This is a genomic window from Aerococcus sp. 150760013-2, from assembly GCF_053627715.1.
Window position 1 is genome coordinate 1 of sequence record NZ_JBSEYI010000029.1, and the last position, 1,376, is coordinate 1,376.

Annotated in this window: 1 protein-coding gene; it reads right to left on the minus strand. The window is 35.2% G+C overall.

Annotation, left to right across the window (positions count from 1 at the left end; all coding sequences use genetic code 11):
* Nucleotides 1-117: 117 nt before the first annotated feature.
* On the minus strand, nucleotides 118-1,376 hold a 1,259-nt coding region (locus ACUW85_RS09455), incomplete at its 5' end, for an ISL3 family transposase (RefSeq protein WP_182023697.1).

Genomic DNA, 1,376 nt, shown 5'->3' on the forward strand with positions numbered 1-1,376 from the left:
AGCTTCAAAGAGAAAAGCTATACACGATTATGTGTATGGCTTTTTTTTGCCCTTAGGCAAGAAGATTATTATGTTGTAGCAACAAGGACTACGAAAATAGTAATAGTTTGGCAGGCCTTAGCTTGCCATTGCTTCATAAGTGGATGGTGCTGGGTTTGAAGGTTTGTATTTTAGTTTGAATTGGACTAGTATTCTAGCGCGTAAATTAAAGAAATTAGCATATCCGAAACCAGTACGCTTAATTAATTTAATCTTATTATTAATACCTTCGGTAGGTCCGTTTGAGACGGTATAAGTTAATGAATTATGGATATATGGTAAAAACTTCTGTAAAGTTCTGATAGTTCTTCTCGCACGTCGAGGCAAGGTTATTTTCCTTGTGCTCTTCAATATTTCATCAAATAGCTCAATGTTATGCGTAGAAATTGCGTACTTAAGCTCATTCATTAGAGTATATGTTACTAATAAATCCGGCGAAATATTCAATAGGAAATCAACAATGCGCTGTTCCGAAATTTCTTCACCAAATTGGCGAACATAATATGTATCAGTGAAATTTAAGTCTTCAGCATTTTTTAGCAACAACTTCCATTGTTTTTTAAGTTTTCTGTAGTCAGATGGTCGGCTATTTTTCACGATATTCATAGCTTTAATACGAACAGAATTAATTGTCTCATTTAGTAACTTCACGATATGGAATCGATCAATTACAATCTTAGCATTAGGAAAACTAGTACGTATTACTTCAAGATAGGGTGTATACAAATCGATAGAAACAGTTTTCACACTACTTCTAGCAGCCCAAGTAAAGGAAGCAAAGTAATCGATTAGAGAAGCTTGTTTCCGATCAACAATAATATCAATCAACCTTCTATTATGGGTGTCCACAAGGACAGCACTCATCGCATTGGCTACTCGATTAGTGGATTTAAACTCATCTATACCAAGGTTACTAGGCAGATAGTTTCCTTTTGGTGATAGTCCTTTACCAGCTTTCAGTAGAATCCTAGCGACTGTTGGAGACGACACGTGATATCGTTTAGCGATTAATCGCATGGATTGTGTTTCAACTAATTCTGAACTTATCTGACTTTTTATTGAGTTTGAGATACAGCAGTATTTCTGTACTAAAGGTGTTTCAGCAATAAAGGTTTGCACGCAATGTTTACAATAAAATCGTTGCTTCTTTAGTTTTAGCAATATCGGATTTGAAACTGAATTAGGTAATCTTATAATTGTAGGCTTAAACCCATGTTTAATCAGATCATGGCTTCCTGTATTCTTTACACCACATTGGATACAAGCCTTAGGCTTGTAGGTTAAGACGCCTTCAACGACTATATAATTCACATCTTGATACTTTTCAGTTGGAAGCA